Source organism: Paraburkholderia silviterrae, assembly GCF_004353915.1.
Taxonomy (GTDB): domain Bacteria; phylum Pseudomonadota; class Gammaproteobacteria; order Burkholderiales; family Burkholderiaceae; genus Paraburkholderia; species Paraburkholderia silviterrae.
In genome coordinates this window covers 96,750-115,754 of the sequence record NZ_SMRP01000004.1, presented here as the reverse complement: position 1 = coordinate 115,754, position 19,005 = coordinate 96,750, and the positions used below count along the sequence as shown (strand labels likewise).

The following is a 19,005-nucleotide window of genomic DNA, read 5'->3' as shown; positions in this document are numbered from 1 at the left end:
TTTCGATGTGGGACGGGTACGGTTTCATGGTTCGTCGCGCACGCGCACGATGCGCGTCGTATGGGTGAGCGGGTCGCGCCACACGAGCGTCATCCGGTCCACGACGGCGCGCTCGTGCTGCACGCGCCCATGGACCAGAAAATAGCTCGTATTGACGTCGCAGAGCGTCGAATCGACGCTGCTCTGTGGAGTTCCGGCGCCTTGCAGCGCGAGCTGCACGTCGGCGAGGTTATGGAAAAACACCGTCTGGCGCCGCGCCACGAAGGCTTGCGCACTCGAGAGGCTCATGCCCGGCACGATCGCCGCAATCACCTCGGCGCTGGCCGTGTTCATGTTCACGGGCGTCGTGGTGGGCAGGATCGTCACGAAGGGCCGCAGACGCGCGACGGTGTCGGGTGTGAAACCCGGCACGTCGAGCAGGGAATCGACGCTCGTCATGAGCAGGGGTGCGACGGCGCTGTTGGTATCGGCGTCGGAAAGGCCGGGGTTGTCGGTGAAGTTCGCACCGCCCCCCGCGCCGCCCACGAGCTGCTGCGTGCTCGACGTGTTCGACGTGTTAGCCGTGTTCGAGGCCGTGCCGGTGGCGCCCGTCGGCGTGGTGCCGGTCTGAAAGCGCGTGACCGAGTGGGCGAGCCCCGAGCGCAGATAAACGGCGGTGTTCTTCGCGAGCTGGCCGTTGAGGCCGAGCAGCTGCAAGAGGCGTGCGAACGCCTCGATCTGCGTGAGATTGAGTTGCAGCGCGCCGGGCGCGGACGCCGACACGAGATTGCGCAGATTGAAGCGCGCCTGGGCGTCCTCGATGGAGCCGGAGAGCCAGGTGTCGGCGCCTTGTTGCGCGCGCGTCTCGCCGATCTGGCCGAGAAAGTCCGAAAGGCGCGTCTTCGCGACCGGCATGCCCCACGCGCCGCCCAGGTAGGTGATGCCTGGCGCGGTATCGGCTTCGGAGCGCAGCACGAGGCGTGTCCAGTCGAGCGCGGCGCGCGCGATCCATTGCCCCTGCGCGAGCAGCCGCTGATTTTCGATGCGGCGCACCTGCACCTGCTGGCGCCACAGCATGCCCGAGACGAGAATCGCGGCAAGCGCGGCCACCAGCAGCGCGCTGATGATCGCCGCGCCGCGCTGCGGACGGCGGCGCGCGGCGGTGCGAGCGGCCGTGCGGGCAAGGGAGCGGGAATGTCGATGTCGGCGCACGCTCACTCCCCCACGAGAAAGACGCGCGTGACCGGCCTGGCGAGCGAGCTGGCGCCCACGCTCACCTCGAGCCCCGTCACCGCGCGCGGCACGGGTGCATTGCCGAGTTGCGGCACCTTCACGCTGTCGGCGCTCGCCGCGATCTGTTGGCGCACCGCGTCCATGTTCGAGGTCCAGCCTTCCTTCGGCACATAGAGCCGCGCATCGATTGCGCCCACGCCCTGCATCATCGGCAACGCGCTCCACGTGCTGCTCTCGCCGCCGCGCAACGCGCGCCGCAACTCCCCGAGGTTGGCGAGCGGCGGCGACGCGTAGCGCACCACCTGGCCGTTGCTCACGCGGTAGCGCACCACCTGCAGGCGCGGCGGCGCGCCGGGCGGCACGGCGAAAGCGCGCACGATCTGCAGCGCGCCGCCGTCGACGGAGACCGCGGGTGCGCCCGCTTCGTCGTCGCTGACGGCCTGGCGCGCGTCGATGCGCATCTGGTCGAACATCTGCGCGAACACGCGCTCTTCGGCCATCGAGCGCGTGACGATGTCGCGGCCGCGCACGATCTGGTCGAGGCCGCGCCAGGACAAGATTGCGACCACGGCGAGAATCGCGATGGCGACGAGCAGCTCGATCAGCGTGAAACCGGCGGCACGGCGCGCGCGCGAAGCGCCGGGCACGGCGTGCCGCGCGCGACACGCAGGCCGCCGCGCGAGAGGCACGCGCTTTGCGCTCATCGAAAACTCACAGCGACCGGTTCGTCTCATTGCCGAGCACCGTGACGAGTTGCGCGAGATTGCCGTTGCGGCCCGGTGTCGTCACCGAGACCTCCACGCGGCGGAAGACGGGATTGGGCGTGGCCGTGACGTGCTGCGTGCAGACGAGCTGCAGGTTGCCCTGCGAGCAGTCGAAGCTTTGCTGGCCGAGCTCGGGCCAAGCATGCGCGAGACGCAGCTGCGCGAGCGCGTTGTCGGCGCTCCAGCCCGCGAGCAGGCGGTCGTGCAGTTCGGCCTCGCTCGCCGCGAGGTTGCCCACGGCGCGCAGCGAAGCCGCAAGCGCGATCGCCACGATGGCGAGCGCAACCAGCACCTCGATCATGGTGAAGCCGCGTGTCGCGGCGCGGCGAGGCGGCTGCCGGCGCACGCGGTGCCAGGCGGGGGAGCGGGCGGCGCAACGGGGGACCTGGCGCATCTCAGCGGACCTCAAACCGGCCCGTGCCGGTACCGACGATGGTGGCGCGGCCCGCCGCGGAGAACAGCGTGATTTCGACCGGCTGCTCGACGGCCTCGGTGCCGAACACGACACGGTTCGCATGCAGGTCGTCGTCGCCGCCGGGGTAGGTGATCGATACGCCCGTCACGCCGCCTTCCCACTTGCGCGGGCCGAGCAGGTCGTCGCGCAGCGGGCGCCAGCCGTCCTCGGTATGCACATCGAAGCGAAATCCGCCCTCGACGGGCTGCCATGCGATGGGGCGCGCACGCACCTGCGCCTCGTCGCCGGCGGATTCGAACAGCAACGCAAGGCGCTGCGCCTCTTCGTTCAGATCGGTGCGCGGATTGCGCGTGAGCGAGAGCGAGGCGAGCGACACCAGCAGCCCGGCGATCATCAACACGACCAGCATTTCCAGCAGCGTGAAGCCCGCCGAACGCACGCGCGCCGCTTGCGCGGTGCGCATCGGCGTACGGTCGCGACAGCGGAAGGGGCGGGCGTGCATGGGGCTGGGGAACGCGAAGCTGGAGATGAACGGGAAACGAGGCGCGGGCGGCTCAATCAAGCGCAGGACCGGGCACAGGGCCGCCGTTTCACGCGGCGGCCGGCCCCGGAGGGTCTCGGTTCTCTATTGCCAGGACCCGATGTCGGCGTCGTTGCCTTCGCCGCCGGGCTTGCCGTCGGCGCCATAGCTGAAGACGTCGATCTCGCCGTGCACGCCCGGGTTCAGATACTGATACGGATTGCCCCACGGATCGTTGGGCAGGCGCTCCAGATAGCCGCCATCCTTCCAGTTGTTCGGCACCGGGTCGGTGGTGGGCTTTTGCACCAGCGCCTGCAGGCCCTGATCCTGGCTCGGGTAGCGGCCATTGTCGAGGCGGTAGAGCTTCATCGCCTGCATGATCGTGCCGATGTCCTGACGCGCGGCGACGCGGCGCGCTTCATCGGGACGGCTCATGATCTTCGGCACGATCAGCGCCGCGAGAATGCCGAGGATCGCAATCACGACCATGATTTCGATCAGCGTGAAGCCGCGCTGGCGACGTGCGCGCAGACGCTCGATTTCGGTGCGGCCGCGTAGCTCACGACTGTTGGTCCATATGGACATGAGTTCTTTCCCTCCTGGCGAATGATCGTTGCGGCGCACCGGTGTGCGCCCTGCATCGTTGTGCGCGCGAACCCCCGTTCGCGCGCACATGACGGGTCATTGTAATGTCACACGATGACGCGCTTGAGTACCGGGTCGAGACCCGAGTGGCTTACCCAATGTGCGCCATCAAAACGCCCACAATACTTCGTACAATGGAGCGCATGAACCCACTGCAAATTCGCCTTCTGTCACTCGCCGCGTTCGCGGCGTTCTGCGCCACGGCTGCGTGGTGGACGCTCGAAATCGCCGCCTCGCGCGCCGCTCCCGTGCAGGCCGCCGCCGCCCAGGCACCCGTCTCGGTCGCCGAGGCCGGCACGCTCTTTGGCGGCAAGCTCGAGCACAACGTCGTGCAGGACATCCACCTTTTCGGCATCCTCGCGCTCCAGCAGGGCGCGGCGGCCATCGTGAGCGTAGGCGGCGACCCGGCGCGAGCCATCTCGCTCGGCGGCCCCATCGGCCAGGACGCGACGCTCGCCGAAGTGCGCGCCCGCTCGATCGTCATCGACCGCCACGGCGTGCACTCCGAAATCTTCCTGCCGGCCAACACCGCCGGCCCCACCATCTACGTGCGCTGATCCGTACCGCGCGGCGTGGCGCCAAAAGCCGCCGCGCTTTTCACTGCACAGCACACTGCTGCGCTCACTGCACGAGGTTGTTCAGCTCGATGATCGGCAGCATCACGGCGAGCACGATCACCAGCACCACGCCCCCCATCGCCAGAATCAGCAGCGGCTCGAGCAGGCTCGTGAGAAACATCGTGCGCCGCTCGAGCTCGCGCGCCTCGCCTTCGGCGGCGCGGTCGAGCATCGTGGTGACGTCACCGGTCGCCTCGCCCGAGCGAATCAGGTGCACGAGCACGGGCGGAAACGTCTTCGTATTGCCTAGCGCGCGCGAGAGCGACGTGCCTTCGCGCACGCGCACGATGGCGTCGTCCACGTTCATGCGCATGGCGCGGTTCGAGAGCGTCTCGCCCGCCGCCTGCAGCGCGCGCAGGATCGGCACGCCCGCCGCGCTCAGAATGCCGAGCGTGCTCGCGAAGCGCACCGTGTTGTAGCCACGCACGAGCTTGCCCGCGAGCGGCGCCGTGAGGAGCCACCGGTCGAACGCCAGGCGCGGCCCGGGCCGGCGCAAGGTCCCGCGCACGATCCACGCGACGATTGCCACCGCGATCAGCACGGCCCACCACCATTGCCGCACGAATCCCGAGAGCGCCATCATCGCGATGGTCAGAAACGGCAACTGCTGCTTCGTGCTCGCAAACACGTTCACGACCTGCGGCACCACATAGCTCAGCAAGAACGTGACGATGCCGAACGCGATGATCGTGACGATCGTCGGGTAGGTGAAGGCCAGCACGATCTTCTGCTTGAGCGCGTTGCGCTGCTCGATGTAGTCGGCCAGACGCGAGAGCACGATGCCGAGCTTGCCCGTGTGCTCGCCAGCCGCCACGAGCGCGCGGTAAATATCGGGAAAGTCGCGCGGATGCTGCGAGAGCGCGTTGGCGAGCGAATGGCCGCCCAGCACTTCGGCGCGGATCGCGGCCATCAGCTCGCGGATGTAGTCGCGCTCGGCCTGCTCGGTGAGCACCGCGAGCGCCTCGCCAAGCGGCAGCCCCGCCACCAGCAGGCTCGCGAGCTGGCGCGTGAGAATCGCCTGCTCGCGCTGCGAGAGGCGCCGCCCGAGCGCGAGGCGCTGGGCGCGCGCACCGCGCGTGCGGGTTGCGGCCGGCTCGACCACGAGCGGCGTGAGGCCCTGGCCGCGCAGCTGCACACGCGCGCCGCGCGCGCTGTCCGCGTCGAGCACGCCTTTTTGCGCCTTGCCCGCGGCGTCGATCGCTTCGAAACGGAATGCCGGCATCGTGCTGATCGCTCCCGGTTACGTGCCGCCGGTCACGCGCAACACCTCTTCGAGCGAGCTCGTGCCCGCGTCGAGCCAGCGCTCGCCGTCTTCGCGCAGCGTGCGCATGCCCTGCGCGCGGCCCGCGGTGAAGATCTCGGCGTCGGCGGCGTTGCGGTGAATGAGGTTGCGGATCGGCTCGTCGATGAGCAGCAGCTCGTACACGCCGCGACGGCCCGAGTAGCCCGAATGCCCGCAGCGCTCGCAGCCGACCGGATGCCAGCGCTTGCGCCCGTCGTCCTCCACGCGCTCTTCCTTGCACACGCGGCACAGCTGCCGCACGAGGCGCTGCGCGAGCACGCCGAGCAGCGACGAAGCGAGCAGATAAGGCTCCACGCCCATGTCGGTCAGGCGTGTGACCGCCGAAGCGGCGTCGTTGGTGTGCAGCGTGGCGAGCACGAGGTGGCCCGTGAGCGAGGCCTGCACGGCGATCTGCGCGGTTTCGAGGTCGCGGATTTCGCCGATCATGATGATGTCCGGGTCCTGACGCAGGATCGAGCGCAGCGCGCGCGCAAACGTCATGCCGATGCGCTCGTTCACCTGGGTCTGGCCGATGCCCGCGAGGTCGTACTCGATCGGGTCCTCGACGGTCATGATGTTAGTCGAGGCCGTCTCCAGCCGCGACATCGACGCATAGAGCGTAGTGGTCTTGCCCGAGCCGGTCGGCCCCGTCACGAGCACGATGCCGTGCGGCTTGGCGATCAGCTGGTCGAACTGCTTGAGCGTGTCGGCGGCCATGCCGAGCGCTTCGAGATTCAGGCGCTGCGCGTCCTTTTCCAGCAGACGCAGCACCGCGCGCTCGCCGTGACCGGTGGGCAGCGTGGAAACGCGCACGTCCACGGGGCGTCCGCCCACGCGCAGCGTAATGCGGCCGTCCTGCGGCAGGCGTTTCTCGGCGATGTCGAGCTGCGCCATGATCTTGATGCGCGAGATCAGCGCGCCGTGCAGCGCCTTTTTCGGGCGCACCACGTCGCGCAGCGTGCCATCCACGCGAAAGCGCACCACCGAGGCATTCTCGAACGGCTCGATGTGAATGTCCGAGGCCTGCTCGCGCGCGGCCTGCGTGAGCAGCGCGTTGATCATGCGGATGATCGGCGCGTCGTCTTCGGATTCGAGCAGGTCCTCCACCTCGGGAATGTCCTGCATCAGGCGCGAGAGATCGACTTCGCCTTCCACTTCGCCCACCACCTGCGCCGCGCTGCCGTCCTGGCGCGCGTACGCCTGATTGATCGCTTGCGCGAGCTCGTCCGCGGGAATGCGCACGAGCGAGAACGCCCCGAAATTGCGCGCGACTTCGGCAATCGCCGCGCCCGTGGTGCGCTCGCTGATCCACACCTCGAGCCCGTCGGCGTGCTGCTGCGCGACGAGGATCTGGCCGCTCCTCGCAAAGCCATACGGCACGAGCCGCGCCGCGACGGGCGAGGGCGCCTCGCGAGTCGCCGCGATCTCGCGCGCAGCCGCGGAGGACGGGCGGGGCGTGTCTGCCATGCTCAAGGCTGCACCCTCGGCTGGGCGGTGAGCGGTTGCTGCGCGGGCGGATATTGCGCAGGCGTTGTTGCAGGATAAGCCGGCTGCATCTGCGTAGCGCTTGCGGCTGTGCCTGTCGGCACCGCGTAGCTGTTGACGCCGGGCGTCGCTACGCCGGGCGTCGCGGCCGGTACTGCGCCCGCACCGTTCGCGGGAGCACCAGCAGGCGCCCCGGGCAGCGACCGTACCGCCTGCTCGCGCCGCATCTTGTCGAGATCGAACAGGTTCAGCGCCGATCCGCCTTCGTTCGGACCGACCGGCATCGGCGGCACCACCGGGTCGTCGTTATCCTTGATCAGGTTGTTATCGGACTTGTATGCGCCCGACACGCCCTGGATATAGTCGTAGCGGTTCGACGTCACCGCTTGCGCCGTATTGCGGTCGTTGATGATCACCGGACGCAGGAACACCATCAGGTTGGTCTTCGCGCGCGTCTTGTTTTCCGAGCGGAACAACTGGCCGATCCAGGGAATGTCGCCGAGCAGCGGCACCTTGCTGTTGCTGACCTGATAGTTGTCCTGCATGAGGCCGCCAAGAACGATGATCTCTCCGTTGTCGGCCAGCACGGTCGACTGGATCGAACGCTTGGTGAACTCGGGGCCGGCCGGATTGGTCGACACATTGGTCGTGCCGTTGACGATTGCCGAGTCCTCTGTGTACAGCTGCAGCTTCAGGATGCCGCCGTCGGTGATCTGCGGCTTGATGTGCAGCGTCAGACCCACGTCGACACGATCGTAAGTGTTGAACGCCGAGCTCGTCGAGCCGCTCGTGAGATTCGAATACGAGCCCGTCTGGATCGGCACGTTCGTGCCGACGACGATCTTCGCCTCCTGGTTGTCGAGCGTGATGAGGTTAGGCGTGGACAGCACGTTGGCGTCGTTCGTCTGCGACAGCGCCTGCAGCAACGCACCGAGCCCCTGCACACCGAAGATATTGTGCACCCAGCCCACATTCAGGCCCTGCTGGAGGCCCCCGAGCGAGCTCACGAGGCCGCCGGTGGCGGCGTTGGCCACCGCTGCCGCCGTCAGGTTGACGATGCTGTTGCCGCCGCCGGTGGCAAGATTGGTACCCGCGAGAACATTGCCGTTCGCGATCTGCCACTGGATGCCGAGATTGGCATTCGTGTTCGAGTTCAGCTCGACGATCAGCGCTTCGATGTAGACCTGGGCGCGCCGCGCATCGAGCTGGTCGATCACGGAGCGCAGGTTCCGGTACACCGGATCCGGCGCCGTGATGATCAGCGAGTTGGTCGCCGCGTCGGCCTGGATCATGCCGCCCGGCTGATTGTCGTCGCCCTTGTCTTTGTCGCCGCCCAGAAACGGCGCTTCGTTGCCGCCGCTGCCGCCGGACGCGCCGCCCGTCAGCGAACTGCCTGACGACGTCCCGCCGCCGAACGAACTGGGCAGCGGCGGCGTGCCTGAAAGGCCCGTCGAGGTGCTGCCGCCACCGCCGCCGCTGCCGTAGCTGCCCGAATTCTGGTTGAACGAGTTCGCGCTGTTGCCGGACGACGAGTCGTTCCCGCCTTTGCCCAGCATCCCGCGCAGTGTCTTGGCAAGCTGCACGGCGTCGGCGTTGCGCAGCGTGACGACGTGCATGTTGCCCGGCATGCTCGTGGGCGCGTCGAGTTGCCTCGCCAGCTGGACCGCGGCGGTGAGGCGCTGCGCATTGGACGCGCGCAGCATCAGCGAGTTGGTGCGCGGGTCGGCGACAACCGAAACCTTGAGCGACGGGTCGGTGGCGCCGATGGCGCCCGGGTCGAGCATCTTCGCAATCTGCGGCGCGATGTCGAGCGCATTGGCGTTCCTCAGCGGCACCACCTGCACCTGCTGGCCCGCTGCGGTGTCCACGCCGGCAATGATCGCGGCGATGCGGCGCACGTTGTCGGCGTAGTCTGTCACGACGAGCGCGTTGTTGCCCGGATACGCGGCGATGGTGTTGTTCGGCGAGATGAGCGGACGCAGCACGGGCAGCAGGTTGTTCGCCGACTCGTTCTTCAGCGTGAACACCTGCGTGACCACCTGGTCGCCGCGCGCCGAGGGCGCATTGCCCACATAGGTAGGCACGCCCTGCAGCTTGGCGTCGGCCTCGGGCACCACCTTGAGCACGCCGTGGTCTTGCACGAGCGCGAAGCCCTGCATGCGCAGCGCCGATTGCAGCGTCTTGAGCGCCTGGTCCTCGGGCACGGGGTTCTCGGAAACGAGATTGAGCTGCCCCTTCACGCGCGGATCGACAATGATCGTCTTGCCGGTGGCCGCGCCGATTGCCTTCGCCACCTGATCGATGTCGGCGTTGACGAAGTTGAGCGTGACCTGGGCGTGCGCAAGTTGCGCCGCCATGAGTCCGCTCACGAGCAGCGCCGTGGCGACGCGACGCAAAGCCATACGATTTATTCTCATGGGTGTCATATCGAAGCCGGGGACGGACGCCGCCGGCCGGTCGTACTTATCGTGCTCAACGTGCTTAAAGTGATCGTCGCGCCTTCTCAGGCCAGCCAGCCTGCGGGTCACGCTCGCCAAGACCGGCTTGATCGGCCCACCGGCGAGAGCCTGCCGGCGCCGCTCCTCCCGGCACCCGACGACCACCAAAAAGTGCAACAGTAGCAGCTTTTCGTGTCGAATTTGTCACAAAGAAATAACGTCTGGGGATTTCCTCTAACTTGCCGCAACGCCGCGAGGCATTTTGTAAGGATTGGGAACGGCATCGGTCCGAAGCCACGCCGCTTCTGCGCTGACGGCCTGCGCCTTGCTCGCGCGACGGCGGCTCGCGTGCCGTTTGGCTGGCTTGACGCGACTTCGTCTGCCGGTATCATACGGGCGGTCCACTGAGCGCAATGCTCAGCGCAGAGTACGCAGGGCAGGCACGGGTTTCCCCCATCTCGGGCGGAGCAGGCCGCTGGCCTCGCGTATGGCAACGTCCTTCGGCCTTCCAATGAAAAAGGTTGCATCCGCCACGATTGTCACTGCCCTCACGCTCGCCGCCGTCTGTGCGAGCGCGCCGGCACGCGCCGACTGTTTCGACGAGGCGGCCCGCTACCAGAAGGTCAATCCACTCATTCTGCGCGCCATCGCCTGGCAGGAATCGCACAACACTCCCGACGCGTTGCACAGGAATGCGAATGGTTCGGTTGACTACGGTGTGATGCAAATCAACTCGGTTCATCTGCCAACGCTTGCGCAATACGGCATTTCGTCGAGCACGCTCATGCAGCCGTGCAAGAACGTCTATATCGCCGCCTGGCATTTGCGTCAGAAGATGAACAAGTACGGCAACACCTGGGCTGCCGTGGGTGCTTACCACTCGGAAACGCCCGCATTGCGCGATCAATATGCGCAGCAGATCGCCGCCATCCTGCGCAAATGGAAATTGATGCCCTGAGCGGTGCGGCGCTGGCCGCCCTGCGGCGGCTGGGCTAGCGCGGCCGGGGCGCCGCGCCGGGCGCGGGTCCGAAGCACAGTCGCCCCAACCGTGAGCCGGGAGCGCACCCGCCTCGCCCCCGCTTCGTCCCCACCTCGCACCGTCAGCGCGCCGCGCGCGCATGGTGCAAAATGCAGGCTTGCGCCGCCACGGCCGTTCCCGGCATCCGCCGGGCACTTGCCGGTCCGCGCGGCCCGACTTCCTGCCTTTCTTATCGCACACTGCAATGAATCAGCCGCCACTGCCCGTCACCGTGCTCTCCGGTTTTCTGGGCGCGGGCAAGACCACGTTGCTCAATCACGTCCTCGCCAACCGCGCCGGCTTACGTGTGGCCGTGATCGTCAACGATCTGGCCGCCGTCAACATCGACGCCACACTCGTGCGCGACGCCGCTGCGCTCTCGCACGTCGAGGAACGGCTCGTCGAACTGTCCAACGGCTGCATCTGCTGCACGCTGCGCGACGACCTGCTCGCCGAGATCCGTCGCCTCGCCGACCCAGCGCTCGCCGGACAGCGTTTCGATGCCATCCTGATCGAATCGACCGGCATCGCCGAGCCCATGCCCATCGCCGAAACCTTCACCTTCGCAGATGAAGACGGCGTCACGCTCGCCGACATCGCGCGCCTCGACACGATGGTGACCGTCGTGGACGCCTTCAACTTCCTGCGCGACTACGCGAGCGCCGACCCGCTCGCCGAGCGCGGCGTGGCGGCGAGCGACACCGACGACCGCACGATCGTCGAATTGCTGATCGAGCAGGTGGAGTTCTGCGACGTGCTCGTGCTCAACAAGGCCGATCTCGTGAGCGCCGACGAGCTCGCGCGCCTGCAGCGCATTCTCGCGCGCATCAATCCGCGCGCGGTGCAGGTGGTGAGCCGCCACGGCCAGGTCCCGCTTGCCGAAGTGCTCAATACGGGCCGCTTCGACTTCGACGCCGCCGCGAGCGCGCCGGGCTGGCTCGCCTCGCTGCACGAGCATGGCGAGGACGACGCCGCGCACGCGCACCACAGCGAAGCCGACGAGTACGGCATCGGCAACTTCGTCTATCGCGCGCGCAAGCCATTCCATCCCGAGCGTCTGTGGGCGCTGCTCAACCAGGAGTGGAAGGGCGTGCTGCGCTCGAAAGGCTTCTTCTGGCTCGCCACGCGCAACGACGTGGCCGGCTCGCTTTCGCAGGCGGGTGGCGTGTGCCGCCATGGCCCGGCGGGCACCTGGTGGGCCGCGCAGCCGCGCGAGGAATGGCCGCAGGACGCCGAGCTGGAAAAGGAGATCGCGGCCGACTGGTTCGGTGAGCCGAACGATACGCGCATCGGCGACCGGCGCCAGGAGCTGGTGATGATCGGCGTGGATCTCGATCACGAAGCGTGGCAGGCCAGGCTCGATGCGTGCCTCGTGACCGACGCGGAATTCGCCGCGGGCCCTGACGCCTGGCAGGCGTATGCCGATCCGTTCCCGTGCTGGGATTTCGAGGACGACGATCATGACCACGGCGGCGAAGGTGAAATCGTCCACGGTCACGACTGAGTCACCATGCCGCGAATCCGGGTGCACGGATTCGCGACCGCCCACCGGATGCCTGAATCCTGCGGGCAAAAAAAAACCCGCCAGGGGCGGGTGTCAACTTAAAGCGGCAATGCCTTAGCGCTTGTTGACGGCGTCCTTGAACGCCTTGCCAGCCGTGAACTTGACGGTCTTGGCCGCGGGAATCTTGATGGTTTCGCCCGTCTTCGGGTTGCGGCCCGTGCGTGCCGCGCGCTTGCCCGAACCGAAGCTGCCGAAGCCGATCAGCTGAACGGCGTCGCCCTTCGACACCGACTTCTTGATCACTTCGAGGAGCGTGTCCAGCGTCTCACCGGTTTGTGCTTTGCTAGCGCCCGTCTGTCCTGCGACGGCGTCGATCAGTTCCTGTTTATTCATTGAGAAGTTCCTTTCTGTGTTTAGGTTGACACGAACAGCGCGAACGCGCCGATTATACGGTCGCGTGCCGCGCCGTCGAGCAGCATCGGAACCGGAGCACCCCCGAGATTTTCGTTGCGGTGGCCAGCTTCGCCGCGACGTCCGTGCTGCCGCTTCCCTGGGCGGCGCTTGCTATGATAGCGCAGCGCAAACCCAATAACGACAAGGGTTTCGAAGATTTAGAGGGGTTCGCGCGGGTTTTGCGCGCCGCTCTCGTGTTTTAGACGGGCGGCACATGGCAAAAGCACGCTGCCGTGCGCAGATTTAACCTTCCCGGCGTTGCGCGGCGCCAACGCTTTGTGCCCGCAAACCCAGTGCCCACGGGGCTTTGCCGCCGCAGCGCCCGCTTCGAAACCCACCGCTTCCAGCCAACGCGCAAGTCATGACTGCCACACTGATCCCCGCCACGCTCGCGTTCCGCGAAGACGGCACGCCGTATTCGCCGCGCTTTAACGACGTCTATCACAGCACTTTCGGCGCCTTCGAACAGGCCGAATACGTGTTTCTGCGCGGCAACAACCTGCCCGAACGCTGGCAGAACCAGCGCATTTTCACCGTGCTCGAGACGGGTTTCGGCATGGGCGTGAACTTCCTCGCGACATGGGCGGCATGGCGCAATGCGTCCGCGCGCTGCGAGCGCCTGCATTTCGTCTCGGTGGAAAAGCATCCGTTTTCGCGTGACGATCTGCGCGCGGCGCTCGACGCAGTGGTTGCGCACGCATCGCATGCATCGGGCAAAGAGGGCGCGTCGATCGCGCGTCTTGCGCACGAGCTCGTCGACGCCTGGCCGATGCTCGTGCCCGGCACGCACCGGCTCGAGTTCGAAGGCGGACGCGTCACGCTCACGCTCGCTTTCGGCGACGCGCTCGAGATGCTTCCCAAAATGTGGTTACGCGCCGATGCGATTTATCTCGACGGTTTCGCCCCGGCGAAGAACCCCGAGCTCTGGTCGCCGGCGATCTTCAAGGCGCTCGCGCGCGTCGCGGGCGAAGAGGCCACCTTCGCGACGTGGAGCAGCGCAGGCGAGGTGAAGCGAGCGCTCGAGCAGAACGGCTTCGAATACCACAAGACAGCCGGCTTCGGGGCGAAATGGACGATGCTGGCCGGCCGCTTCGCGCCGCGCTGGCGCGTGCGGCGCTACGAGCCGCCGTTGCCGCTCGCGCTTGAGTGCAGGCACGCGGTAGTGATCGGCGCGGGGCTCGCGGGTAGCGCGCTGGTCGAACGGCTCGCGGCGCGCGGCTGGCGCGTCACGCTCGTCGAACGGCACGCGGCGCCCGCTCGGGAAGCCTCGGGAAATCCTGCGGGCGTGTTCCACCCGCTCGTCTCGCGCGACGACAGCAGCGCATCGCGCATTACACGCGCGGGGTTTCTCTACGCGCTGCGGCGCTGGGCCGCGCTAGACGCCACGGCGCAAGCGAGCGCGCATGGGGCAATCGAGGCGCCGGTGCGCTCACACGCAGGACTCCTGCATCTTGCTACGGACGACGAATCGCATGCCGTTGCCGCGGCGCTCGCATCATTTGGCTATCCCGAGGAATTCGTGCGGGGCGTCGACCGCGCAGAGGCCGAATCGATTGCCGGCGTCGCGCTCGCGCAGGGCGGCTGGTTCTATCCGCGCGGCGGCGCAATCGATCCCGCCTCGCTGTGCCGCGCGCAGATTGCCGCGGCGAGGGCGCTCCCGGATGCGCAAGTCGACGTGCGTTACGGCGTGCAAGTCGAGCGCATCGAGCGTGCCGGCGACACATGGCAAGTCTTCGATCCAAGCGGCACGCTCGTCGCCCAGGCGGGCGTGGTGATTTTCGCCAACGCGCACGACGCCGCACGGGCCGCCGCGCTCGACTTCGCCCCCACGCGCAGCGTGCGCGGTCAGCTCACGCTGCTAGACGAGAGCCCGCTCGCGTCCCTGCGCGTACCCGTGATCGGCGACGGCTACGCGGTGCCGCTGCCCGGCGGCGTGACGCTCGCGGGCGCCACCTACGAAGTCGACGACACCGATATCGTCCTGCGCGAAGCCGGGCACGTGGAGAACCTCGAGCGCGTCGCGCAGATGCTGCCGGGCCTCCAGGCCGCAGCCGCCAATGCGGCGGCCGGCGCGCATCAGCGCGCCTGGCGAGGCCGTGTGGCCTTGCGCTGCGTCACGAGCGACCGTCTGCCCATGCTGGGCCAGCTCGGCGACGAGGCCGCGGCACGGCGCGACGCGCAGCGGCTTTCCGGCGCCTGGCCGCTCGACTTGCCGCGTACCCCCGGGCTCTACGGCGCGTTCGCCTTCGGCTCGCGCGGGCTCGTGTGGGCCGCGCTCGGCGCCGAGCTCATCGCCTCGCAGCTCGAAGGTGAGCCGTGGCCGATCGAGCGCGAACTCGCCGAACAGGTTGATCCCGCGCGCTTCCTGCAACGCGCTTTGCGCCAGCGCAGTCTCTAGTCGGCCGCACACGCGGCGCCCCACGCACGCGATGCGTGCCCGCCATTTTCCATACCAATACCAGTACGGTTGTCCACGCCAACCTGTGGATAACCGCGCGGATTGCGAGTAGATCCAATGTGGACGCGATGTGGACGTAAACGGGGTAACTCGACGACCTGGTCTCGCGGCCCAAAAGTTACTCTTCGATGCCAGCCCGAGCCACACACGCTACGCATGCGGTTGTGCGAACGCCAAGCCAATGATTCACATAGGTATACAGGGGTTATCCACAGAAAAACCCCGCCTTTGTTAACTGCTACTACGTATACATACGGTAAACCGTAAACCCGAAGCTGGTGCCATCGCCATCGGCCGCAAAGGCGCCCAAGGCGCGGCTGCGTCGCTCGAAGACCGTTCGCCACCGAACAGGCGCAACGGTCATTTTTTCCTTATTGTCGGAAAAGGTCGTCGAACACGGACGCATTTACCGGCTTCGCCAACCTTTGCTGGCAGATGGGGACAACTGCAAAAAAGCTATGGCACAATCGCCGTTCTTTTCCGCGTCATGCGCCGCAACAGATGGCCGACGTGTCCAAGGAACGGATGCCGCTTGTCCTGAATCTGAGTGCTCAGGAGAGTCGGCAGCGTTCGTTCACCCAACGCGGGCGCTGACAAACCACAAGAAAGCGTCCGTACCGGCTGTTCGCCGCGTGAGCGGCGCCGGTGCAGAGGTTTCCCGTTGTTGTTCGTCGTGTCCGGCCGCCGCCTGATCAGGTTGCGAGCCTGGGCGCCCCGTCTGTCAGCGCTTGCGGCGTCAAGAGCGTGGCATGGCGCACGGGGCCCGGCGCGATGACGCGGGCGCAACCGTTGCGCGAGGCGCCTCGCGCGCTCGCGCTGCGCCGGTCCGGCACGCGAGTTGCCCGTGTGCCGGGCGCGGTATGTCAGGTGTTTTGACGTCGAGCCGGATAGCCGGACTGTCTTCTGTGTCGACCAGAGTTGTCGCTTTGGCTGTCGGCCGGAGTGAGTGCTTCAGCGCTTATTCCGGCCCCATGCAAAGGGCTCGCTCCGGTCCCATGCAGAGCTGTCGATCGGACCCGGGGCCAGAGCCCTGGACCGCCGTAAGTGCTTCAGCACATGCTGCGTGCCTCTGCGAAGCGCCGGGTCCAGTCTCATGCAAGATGTTCTGCCAAGGAGAAGCCTCCACGATGAAGTCGGCGTTTTCGTTCTTTCCAAGCTGGCCGCTGCAGCCAGACGGCATATTCTGGGCGGGGCTTGCGCTGCTCGCCGCCGGTCTCGTTGGCGAGCTGTGTTATCGCGCCTGGCGGCTGCCGCGTATTTCGGGCTACGCGATCATCGGCCTGATTGCCGGCTCGGCGGGCTTTGGCGTGATCGGCCTCGAAACGACCGACGCCGCGCGGCCGCTGCTCGATGTCGCGCTCGGCCTGCTGCTGTTCGAGCTCGGCAGCCGGCTCGACTTGCGCTGGATCCGCCGCAACTCGTGGATCATCCTCTCGAGCCTCGCCGAAGCCACGCTGACCTTCGTGCTCGTGCTCGTCGTGCTGTTGTTCCTCTCGGTGCCGGCGATGGTCGCCATTGTCGTGGCCTCGATCGCGATGGCGACTTCACCGGCGATGGTGATCCAGCTCAAGACCGAGCTGCGCGCCGAAGGCCAGGTCACGCAGCGCCTGCTCACGCTCACGGCGCTCAACAGCATGTATGCGGTCGTGATCGAAAAGCTTGCGTCGGGATGGTTGCACCAGGAGATCTATGGCAACGTTTTCGCCACCATCCTGCAGCCGCTCTATCTGCTGGTTGGCTCGATCGTCGTCGCGTATGTCCTCGCGCGCGCCTGCACCTTGTTCTACCGGCACCTGAGCCCGCAGGACGAGCATTCGTTCGTTGCGCTTTTCGGCCTCGTGCTGCTGGCGATCGCCGTGGCGCACCTGCTCAAGCTCTCGACCATCCTGAGCCTGCTGGCCGCGGGCATCATCGTGAAGAATCTCGAGGCGCGGCCGCAATTGTGGCCGACGCATTTCGGCACGGCCGGGTGGCTGCTCACCGTGATCCTGTTCGTGCTCACGATGACCACTTTCGAATGGCACGACATTCTCGTGGGCGGCGTGGCCGCTGCGGGGCTCATCGTCGCGCGGTTCGTGGCGAAACTCGTCGGCGTGCTGATCTTCGCCAAGCCGAGCGGGCTCGAATGGAAGCAGGGCATCGCGCTCGGTGTTGCGCTCACGCCCATGTCGGCGCTGGCGCTCCTGCTCGTGGAGGACACCTACGATCTTTACCCGTCGTTCGATCCGCGCCTGCGCGCGATCATGATGTGCGCGATTGTCGTGCTGCAGCTCATCGGGCCGTGGCTCGTCTACCGCGCGCTTGCGCTCGTCGGCGAACGCGGCGAAAAATGAAGGCGGCGGCCACGGCCGCCTGGTAACACCGCCCGCCGACCGGCGCGCCGACACGACAATCGGCATCCCGGGCGGCGCGGCCGAAAGAGGGGATGTCATGTCACTGGAAACTTTTGTCGATTCGAAGCCGTTCACGTTCGGCGTCGAACTCGAAATGCAGGTCGTCAACACGCACGATTACGACCTGACCAAGGCCGGCAGCGACCTCATGCGCCTCATCAAGGATCAGGAGATCCCGGGCAACATCACGCCCGAGATCACCGAGAGCATGATCGAGCTCTCCACGGGCATCTGCACGCACCATGAGCAGGCCGTGGCCGATCTGCGCAAGATTCGCGACGTGCTGGTCGCCGCCGCCGACCGCCTGAACGTCGGTCTGTGCGGCGGCGGCACGCATGCGTTCCAGCAGTGGAGCGACCGGCGCATCGTCGATACGCCCCGCTTTCAGTACCTTTCGGAGCTATACGGCTACCTCGCGAAGCAGTTCACGGTGTTCGGCCAGCACGTGCATATCGGCTGTCCGGACGCCGACAGCGCGTTGTTCCTGCTGCATTCGCTCTCGCGCTTCATTCCGCATTTCATTGCGCTGTCGGCATCGTCGCCGTATGTCCAGGGCGTCGACACTGGATTTCATTCGGCACGGCTGAATTCCGTGTTCGCGTTTCCGCTTTCGGGCCGCGCGCCGTTCGTGCTCAGCTGGGAGGAGTTCAAGGAGTACTTCTCGAAGATGGTGCACACGGGCGTTGTCAACAGCATGAAAGACTTCTACTGGGATATCCGCCCGAAGCCGGGCTTCGGCACGATCGAGGTGCGCGTCATGGACACGCCGCTCTCGGTCGAGCGGGCGGCTGCGATCGCCTGCTATATCCAGACGCTCGCGCGCCATTTGCTGATCGACCGGCCGATCCAGCCGCTCGAGGACGATTACCTCGTCTACACGTTCAACCGCTTCCAGGCGTGCCGTTTCGGCCTTGCCGGCACCTGCGTCGATCCGCAGACGGGCGAGCGCCGCACCGTCTCCGAAGACATTCTGGCCACGCTCGACAAGATCGCGCCGCACGGCGAGGCGCTCGGCTCCACGCACGCGCTTGCCGAGATCGGCACGATCGCGCGCGCCCAGACCAACGATGCGACCTGGCTGCGCGGCGTGGTCGCCGAGGAAAAATCGCTGCACGAGGCAGTGCGGCAACAATGTTTGCGCTGGCGCGCCTGAGCGCGCAGTTTGGCCATCCGGCCAGGCCGGCGCGGGCCCGGCCGCGGGATTAGCGGGCCAGGTGTGCCATCCGGGCAACGTCGCATCGCCAGAAAGCACACGAAAAAGAGGGCAGCCTGCGGGCTGCCCTTGCATTTTTAGGCCTGTTCGCGGAACCTTGCGCTGGATGAAAAAAAGATTTTTTTGTCCCAGGCAAGATACCAGGGGGTTCTTATTTTTTTGATGTTCGCGTATACAGAGTCAATCGTTGCTGGCCTGGCGGACCTCATCCTGTGGGTAACCGTCAAAATGCCTGAAAACTCAATGGCCTGCGTGCGGGGCTCACGGCTTGACTTCAGTTGCGCGGGCAGAAAAAATGAGGGATAACCAGGTAACGGTGGACGCCGATATTGAGCATCATCAAGATTTAGTCCACATACCAATGGTGTACTTACCAACTGGTTATCCACAATTCGCATTGGATAAGTTAGCTGTGCGATTCGCCACTCTCGCATAGAATGTCGGTTTGCTGAGCCGGCGCGAGGTTGGGAAGGACACTTTGGGCCTGCAGGCGAGAAGGAATGACTGTGCGCAGCGTGCGTTTCTTGCGCCGGCGAAGCAGGAATTTTTTGAGATGGTGCGGTCGATTTCCTGGAATCGGGCGCGAAC

General features: G+C 66.5%; 15 protein-coding genes. 6 read left to right on the top strand and 9 right to left on the bottom strand.

Annotated elements, in window-relative coordinates:
• Positions 1-24 precede the first annotated feature (24 nt).
• The 5 genes from gspK to gspG all read right to left on the bottom strand — a co-directional run bounded on the left by gspK (position 25) and on the right by gspG (position 3,496).
• Complete coding sequence (gene gspK / locus EYW47_RS10865; protein WP_165976529.1) at positions 25-1,191, bottom strand: type II secretion system minor pseudopilin GspK; 1,167 nt, start codon at positions 1,189-1,191, stop codon at positions 25-27.
• Positions 1,192-1,193: 2 nt separating this feature from the next.
• Positions 1,194-1,916, bottom strand: coding sequence for a PulJ/GspJ family protein (locus EYW47_RS10860; RefSeq protein WP_133194864.1), 723 nt, complete (start codon positions 1,914-1,916; stop codon positions 1,194-1,196).
• A gap of 7 nt (positions 1,917-1,923) precedes the next feature.
• The gene (gene gspI / locus EYW47_RS10855; RefSeq protein ID WP_133194863.1) at positions 1,924-2,370 is read right to left on the bottom strand and encodes a type II secretion system minor pseudopilin GspI; all 447 of its coding nucleotides are present in this window, start codon (positions 2,368-2,370) and stop codon (positions 1,924-1,926) included.
• Between the two features lies 1 nt (position 2,371).
• Entirely contained in the window at positions 2,372-2,893 is a 522-nt protein-coding gene (locus EYW47_RS10850) for a GspH/FimT family pseudopilin (RefSeq protein ID WP_133194862.1), read from the bottom strand.
• Between the two features lie 123 nt (positions 2,894-3,016).
• Entirely contained in the window at positions 3,017-3,496 is a 480-nt protein-coding gene (gene gspG / locus EYW47_RS10845; protein ID WP_133194861.1) for a type II secretion system major pseudopilin GspG, read from the bottom strand.
• A gap of 203 nt (positions 3,497-3,699) precedes the next feature.
• Between gspG and EYW47_RS10840 the strand changes: the two genes are divergently transcribed.
• Positions 3,700-4,113, top strand: coding sequence for a general secretion pathway protein GspC (locus EYW47_RS10840; protein ID WP_133194860.1), 414 nt, complete (start codon positions 3,700-3,702; stop codon positions 4,111-4,113).
• A gap of 64 nt (positions 4,114-4,177) precedes the next feature.
• Here the strand turns inward: EYW47_RS10840 and gspF are convergent, their stop codons facing one another.
• From gspF to gspD, 3 genes are read right to left on the bottom strand one after another with little or no spacing between them, the layout of a single operon-like run.
• Positions 4,178-5,395: a type II secretion system inner membrane protein GspF gene (gspF, locus tag EYW47_RS10835; protein WP_133194859.1), complete on the bottom strand. Its 1,218-nt coding sequence runs from the start codon at positions 5,393-5,395 to the stop codon at positions 4,178-4,180.
• 18 nt (positions 5,396-5,413) lie between these two features.
• Positions 5,414-6,922: a type II secretion system ATPase GspE gene (gspE, locus tag EYW47_RS10830; protein ID WP_133194858.1), complete on the bottom strand. Its 1,509-nt coding sequence runs from the start codon at positions 6,920-6,922 to the stop codon at positions 5,414-5,416.
• Between the two features lie 2 nt (positions 6,923-6,924).
• Positions 6,925-9,342 carry a type II secretion system secretin GspD gene (gspD, locus tag EYW47_RS10825; RefSeq protein WP_133194857.1) on the bottom strand — a complete coding sequence of 806 codons (2,418 nt, stop codon included), beginning with the start codon at positions 9,340-9,342 and terminating at the stop codon, positions 6,925-6,927.
• A 547-nt stretch (positions 9,343-9,889) separates the two neighbouring features.
• Here gspD and EYW47_RS10820 point away from each other — a divergent pair.
• Both EYW47_RS10820 and EYW47_RS10815 read left to right on the top strand, forming a co-directional pair.
• Positions 9,890-10,336 (top strand): lytic transglycosylase domain-containing protein, encoded by a 447-nt coding sequence (locus EYW47_RS10820; RefSeq protein ID WP_133194856.1) that lies wholly within the window; start codon positions 9,890-9,892, stop codon positions 10,334-10,336.
• A gap of 265 nt (positions 10,337-10,601) precedes the next feature.
• The gene (locus EYW47_RS10815; RefSeq protein ID WP_133194855.1) at positions 10,602-11,900 is read left to right on the top strand and encodes a GTP-binding protein; all 1,299 of its coding nucleotides are present in this window, start codon (positions 10,602-10,604) and stop codon (positions 11,898-11,900) included.
• A 114-nt stretch (positions 11,901-12,014) separates the two neighbouring features.
• Here EYW47_RS10815 and EYW47_RS10810 read toward each other — a convergent pair whose 3' ends face one another.
• The gene (locus tag EYW47_RS10810; RefSeq protein WP_006050811.1) at positions 12,015-12,293 is read right to left on the bottom strand and encodes an HU family DNA-binding protein; all 279 of its coding nucleotides are present in this window, start codon (positions 12,291-12,293) and stop codon (positions 12,015-12,017) included.
• 421 nt (positions 12,294-12,714) lie between these two features.
• On the opposite strand from EYW47_RS10810, the gene mnmC reads away from it, so the two are divergent.
• The 3 genes from mnmC (at position 12,715) to EYW47_RS10795 (ending at position 18,357) form a co-directional block, all read left to right on the top strand.
• Positions 12,715-14,751, top strand: coding sequence for a bifunctional tRNA (5-methylaminomethyl-2-thiouridine)(34)-methyltransferase MnmC2/FAD-dependent 5-carboxymethylaminomethyl-2-thiouridine(34) oxidoreductase MnmC1 (gene mnmC, locus EYW47_RS10805; protein WP_133194854.1), 2,037 nt, complete (start codon positions 12,715-12,717; stop codon positions 14,749-14,751).
• A 1,187-nt stretch (positions 14,752-15,938) separates the two neighbouring features.
• Positions 15,939-17,144, top strand: coding sequence for a cation:proton antiporter (locus EYW47_RS10800; RefSeq protein ID WP_133194853.1), 1,206 nt, complete (start codon positions 15,939-15,941; stop codon positions 17,142-17,144).
• 97 nt (positions 17,145-17,241) lie between these two features.
• The gene (locus EYW47_RS10795; RefSeq protein WP_133194852.1) at positions 17,242-18,357 is read left to right on the top strand and encodes a YbdK family carboxylate-amine ligase; all 1,116 of its coding nucleotides are present in this window, start codon (positions 17,242-17,244) and stop codon (positions 18,355-18,357) included.
• Positions 18,358-19,005: the final 648 nt, after the last annotated feature.